Source organism: Moorena sp. SIO4G3, assembly GCF_010692305.1.
GTDB classification, from domain to species: domain Bacteria; phylum Cyanobacteriota; class Cyanobacteriia; order Cyanobacteriales; family Coleofasciculaceae; genus Moorena; species Moorena producens_A.
In genome coordinates, this window is sequence record NZ_JAAHIG010000504.1 from 1 (window position 1) to 5,606 (window position 5,606).

Here is a 5,606-nt window from a genome sequence, read left to right on the forward strand (position 1 = left end):
TCACCAGCTCCGCTACCAATGATGATGGCATCAAAATCGTTTGTCATATAGTAAAGGGAACAGGGAATAGGGAATAGGGAATAGGGAGTAGGGAGTAGGGAGTAGGGAGTAGGGAGTAGGGAGTAGGGAGTAGGGAATAGGGAGTAGGGAGTAGGGAGTAGGGAGTAGGGAGTCGTAATTCATCTTTTATCTGAGATATTAGACCATAAAAAAAACTAATATCGCGAAAGTAATAAAAATCAAGTTAATTACTGAAATAATCAACTATTATTACTTTTTCCGATTCCCGATTCCCGATTCCCGATTCCCTGTTCCCTGTTCCCTGTTCCCTGCTCCCTGCTCCCTGCTCCCTGCTCCCTGTTCCCTATTTATAAAGACAATAATAACGCCCTTTAATAGCCATTAATTCTTGATGAGTTCCCATCTCTTCGATGATTCCTTTAGACATCATTAAAATCAAGTCAGCGTTTTTAATTGTGCTGAGTCGGTGGGTAATGAATAAAACAGTACGACCTTTAAAGGCTTCAGCTAAATTAGTACAGACCCTTTGCTCCGTTTCATAGTCTAAAGCGCTGGTGGCTTCATCTAAAATTAGTAGTCGTGGATTTTGCAAAACCGCACGGGCGATCGCTACTCGCTGTCGCTGTCCCCCAGATAAGGCTGAACCTCGCTCTCCCACCTGAGTGTTGTAGCCATTGGGCAAGTCCATGATAAAATCGTGAGCAGCAGCTATTTTAGCAGTAGCAATAATCTCTTCAGTGGTGGCTTCTGGATTATTTAGGGCAATGTTTTCATGGATTGTCCCCTCGAATAACAGAGGGTTCTGGGGAACAATCCCTAGCTGACGTCGTAGGGAATAGAGTTCAACTTTACTAATGTCATAGTTATCAATTAGAATTCGACCTCCTAAGGGTTCATAGAAGCGGGGTAAAAGCTTAGTTAAGGTACTTTTACCAGAGCCACTTTGTCCCACAATTCCTACAAAACAACCAGCTGGGATGTCGAGATTAATTTTACTGAGTTGCAACGGACCACTATTACCAAACCGGAAGGAAATATTCTCGTATTTAACAGTACCTGTAATCGGTGGCATGGTTAAGTTATTCTGTTGTTCTACTGGGGATTCTTGAGGGTGATTAAGAATATCGCTCAGACGCTCAATCGATAGAGCAGTTTCCTGGAAGTTTTGCCACAGTTGGGACAGCCGCAGCAGGGGACTGGTGACATAGCCAGCAATAATCCGAAAGGCGATTAATTCTCCTAGGGTTAATTCACTTTGGAGTACTAAATAAGCTCCCACCCATAGCACTAAGAGACTGGATAATTTATGGAGAAAATTGCTGATTGAACTAGCGGTAGTGGAGAGCTTAACGGCTTTAAACCCTTCTGAAATATAACCACCGTAGCGCTGTTGCCAAGACATGCGAGATCGTAGTTCAATGTTTTGGGATTTAACGGTTTCAATACCATTAAGCACTTCCACCAGGTAAGAATGGGTTTGTGCGTTGCGCTGGGCCTTAGTCCTTAACATGCGCCGCAATATTGGTGAAAAGATTAGGGTTAGTAAGATAAACAAGGGCACAACAGCTAATGCGGCTAGGGTAAGTAGGGGACTGTAGAGCACCATCACGGCAATATAGATCACAGAAAAGACTGCATCTAAGACTACAGTTAAGGCTGTTCCGGTCAGAAACGAGCGAATTTTTTCTAATTCCTGAACCCTGGTTGCTAATTCCCCAACGGTACGTTTTCCAAAATAACTCATTGGTAAACGCACCAAGTGGTCAATTACCTGGGAGGCGAGGGCTAGGTCAATCCGGTTAGTAGTATCAGAGAATAAATAGGTACGCAAAGCACTTAATATGGCTTCAAAGAGTGCTACAACTATTAGTAAAATACCCAGGACATGGAGGGTATCTAGGCTATTACCACCAATTACCTGGTCGATAATTACCTGGGTCATTAAAGGATTGACTAAGCCAAAGAGTTGGACAAAAAAGGATGCGATTAATACTTCAAAGAGTACTTGACGATAGCGAGATAGTATTGGTATAAACCAGGAAAGACCAAACTTTTTCTTGGGGGTAGTTGTTGCTTCTTTTAGTAGCAAGACTTGACCGGATTTGCCCCAAATGTCGATAAAGGTAGATAATTTACGGCGTTTGATGCCACCAGAGGTTGGTATCGCCAGTACCACTTCTTTTGGTGAGGCGTTGTAGACAACAGCGAAAGTATCTTCCCAACGGATCAGAGCTGGTGTTGGCAGCTGAGTAATGGTAGCTGCTGCTATCTTGACTAGCTGGGTTTGCAATCCCATTAAATCCGCGATAGCAGCGCAAAATGGTAAAGTAATGGTGCCGGTTTTTTGCTGGTTAGTAATCACTCTTTGGATTACCTCCCGCTTAAACGGGACTTCGAGATATTCACTGAGCATCTCGAAGCAGGCTAAGGTCTCTTTTAAAATACCTCTGCCACTTTTAAAGGGATATTTTCGGCTGTGCTCTTGACCCTGATTAACTACAGGTAAGGATTCCGGTAATGCGATTGACCTTTGGTCACGCTTCGCGATCGCATTACGAGCAGAGCGAAATTCTAGTTCAGGGCTAGCAGAAATAGAGGTTATCCCTGCATTGTTACCAGTTGCTACCTCCGCCAATAGCATTGATTTCGGTAGTCCCACCAAGCGCACTTGCTGGAGAGTAGCGTAATTAGGGTTTTGTGAAGTGATACGGCTACCCACTGGCAAGTTAGGGGGAGGATTACCACCACTGACAAACCACATCCACTCCGGGTCTAATTGGGCTGAGTCTGCTGGGGGGAAGTGGTAAACTACTGCTTGTTGAAACCCTTTCAGTGCTAGTTTCCGGAGATCCGTGATGCCATCGGCTCGACGTTCGAGCTCAGCACCAAGTAAGTCAAAGATTTCAATCAAGGCACAATGGTCTTGAAAGGCAGTAGCTACAGAGGGATAGGTCTGTAACAGCTGGAAAAATTCCTTTGCTGGTAGGGCTAGACAATCTACTTCCTCAGATGCGATCGCAGTTTCACTATAGACTTCCCGTACTAAACTCGCCCAGCCTAAAATCGCACCGGGAGAGAGCTTTTGAACCGTTACCTCCTTATTTGTGCGGGGGTCATAACCTAGTAAACGAGCTTGTCCTTGATAGAGAATTACCACATGGGAAGGTATTTTCTCCCGCATTAAAATTGTTTCACCAAGGTGATAGTGTACTGGCTGCAATTGTGCAGATAGTTTTTCTAACGCTGTGGTTGGTAGTTGATTAAAAGGAGATACACTAGCAATAAATTCTTGGATGGGGGAAGTGGTAAAAGTCATGGCAATAAAATTAAAGAGTAGGGAGTAGGGAGTAGGGAGTAGGGAGTAGGGAGTAGGGAGTAGGGAATAGGGAGTAGGGAATAGGGAATAGGGAGTAGGGAATAGGGAGTAGGAAATAGGAAAATAATTCTGTGTACTTAATAGTTATGAAAAATGCTGTAAATACAAAGTGATTAACGGTCACCGATATAGCATTTATAAATAGATCATCACAACCAATATTGATTTCTCATAAGACCAAAAAAATTTATAGCGTTTATTGCATTTATGAAGTCCGATTAATTGCCTCAAAGTCCCCCTTATTAAGGGGGATTTAGGGGGATATCTTTGTACCTTATGGGAGAGAGAATTGCTATATATCATGATTTCTGATAACACCAAAAAATTTTATAGCGTTTATTGCATTTAGCTACGATTAATTGCCTCAAAGTCCCCCTTATTAAGGGGGATTTAGGGGGATCTCTTTGTACCTTATGGGAGAGAGAATTGCTATATATCTTGACCCTACTCCCTACTCCCTACTCCCTACTCCCTGTTCCCTATTCCCTATTCCCTGTTCCCTGTTCCCTTTTTCTATAAATTGTTGTAATTGCTCACCGAGCCATCTATTAAACAATTCCTTCAGCAGTCGCTGACGCATGGGTTGGTCTAACTGGGCTGGAATTAATTTTTCTAGGCGCACAATCACGATCCACTCCCCTATTTGTGTTGGTGTCCACAACTGACCAGGCTGACTCAGTTTCAGAATCCGAGCAATCTGAGGGTGGGGCATAGTCATGGGCATAAGACCAATTAATCCTCCACTTTGAGCTTCTGGTCCTTGGGAATATTGCCGTGCTATTTCAGCAAAGGATTGCTCGCCATCCTCCAGCCGATAATACAGTTCCCGAGCGACACCTTTATGCTTAACGCGAATCAAGGAATAACTAACCTGATCTAGCTGCTGTTTGCGCTCCAGAAAGTAAGATTCTAGTCGATGACCCCAGGTTTCTTGTTGGAATTTTTCAAGTTTTAGCTCACGGGTTGCCAAGGTTTTTAATTGGTTTAGAGTGATCTGATGATTCTCACACCAAGCCTGACGTGCTTTGTCATCCGTGAGCTTATGTTTGGAATAAAACCGCTCTTCAGCACTAGTTTGCTCTTCTGGGGTGCAGCTGATTCCTGCGATCGCATGGTCAATAATAATTTCCCGGAATAGCTGAGGCAGCAAAAGGTATCGTCTCAGCAGGGGGATAATTTCTGATGCTGTAATAGTTTGGTTAGCAACTTTTATAATTTCGTTCATCAGGATTTTATATAAAATTGTAAGTATTCAGCTTATGCGCTACGCCCACGCTACGCGAACAGTTATCAGCTATCAGTTATTAGCTTATGTGCTACGCACACGCTACGCGAACAGCTATCAGCTATCAGCTATCAGTTATTAGCTTTGTGGCACAGGCTTCGACGCTGGGAGATAACGAGATAACACTACGCAAATGTTTAATCTATTTGAAGAAAACGGGCTGGTTTGGCTTCTCCCAAACGTAAGCATTGGGCTGAGGGCTGACAGCTGACAGCTGAGAACTGTTGCAATTAATGACTTGTTTCTCAAATATGAATTCGCTATAGTCCGCTAGGTCATCAATTCCTAGCACGTTTAAAATAATTTCAGTTATAAGCCAAACTATGATTTTCTGCCACATTACCCTGTCCTCTTTACCTGTCTAGTTTTAGAGTAATGAGCAGAGCCAGGAATGCTGTCTCAGTTTTTGCCTCAGTTTTGGGATGAAGTGTTTTAATTCAGCTGATTTTTTTGCTTTTTATTAGATTAATTTAATGCTGTTATCAGATTCTTTTTAAGTTACTTTAATATTGAGTAATAAATAGAGATAATAAAGAAGCTTAGGGGTTGATATAGCATAGTAATTAAGACTATTTATATCAGTTTTTGTATCAGTTTTGCGATTTTATTCAGACTTATATCATTTTGATCTCATATTATTTCCGATAGGGAGCAGGTCTTGCTTTGCTGAAAGATTAGTACTATTTTCCAGTAGAGCAAGCAATTACCCATGAGGGGGCTATAGATAATGTACAAATATTCATCCAAGACTAGCTCCCCTTCAGACCTATTACCTATTACCTATTACCTATTACCTATTACCCATTACCCATTACCTATTACCTATTACCCATTACCCATTACCTATTACCTATTACCTTAGTACTAATGTTGCTGCATAAGTGACATGCTCCCTTTCCGATAGCATCGGTATGATGTAACCAT

The 5,606-nt window shown here is 42.4% G+C and carries 4 protein-coding genes; all 4 read right to left on the reverse strand.

The window, feature by feature from the left end:
- Positions 1 to 30 precede the first annotated feature (30 nt).
- The 4 genes from F6J99_RS41275 to F6J99_RS41290 all read right to left on the reverse strand — a co-directional run bounded on the left by F6J99_RS41275 (position 31) and on the right by F6J99_RS41290 (position 4,622).
- Complete coding sequence (locus tag F6J99_RS41275; protein WP_293122256.1) at positions 31 to 183, reverse strand: hypothetical protein; 153 nt, start codon at positions 181 to 183, stop codon at positions 31 to 33.
- A 181-nt stretch (positions 184 to 364) separates the two neighbouring features.
- Positions 365 to 3,337, reverse strand: coding sequence for a peptidase domain-containing ABC transporter (locus tag F6J99_RS41280; RefSeq protein WP_293122258.1), 2,973 nt, complete (start codon positions 3,335 to 3,337; stop codon positions 365 to 367).
- A 10-nt stretch (positions 3,338 to 3,347) separates the two neighbouring features.
- On the reverse strand, positions 3,348 to 3,521 hold the full coding sequence (locus tag F6J99_RS41285; RefSeq protein ID WP_293122260.1) for a hypothetical protein: 174 nt from the start codon (positions 3,519 to 3,521) through the stop codon (positions 3,348 to 3,350).
- Positions 3,522 to 3,848: 327 nt separating this feature from the next.
- A complete protein-coding gene (locus tag F6J99_RS41290; RefSeq protein WP_293122262.1) occupies positions 3,849 to 4,622 on the reverse strand; it encodes a peptidylprolyl isomerase in 774 nt (257 codons plus the stop codon).
- Positions 4,623 to 5,606: the final 984 nt, after the last annotated feature.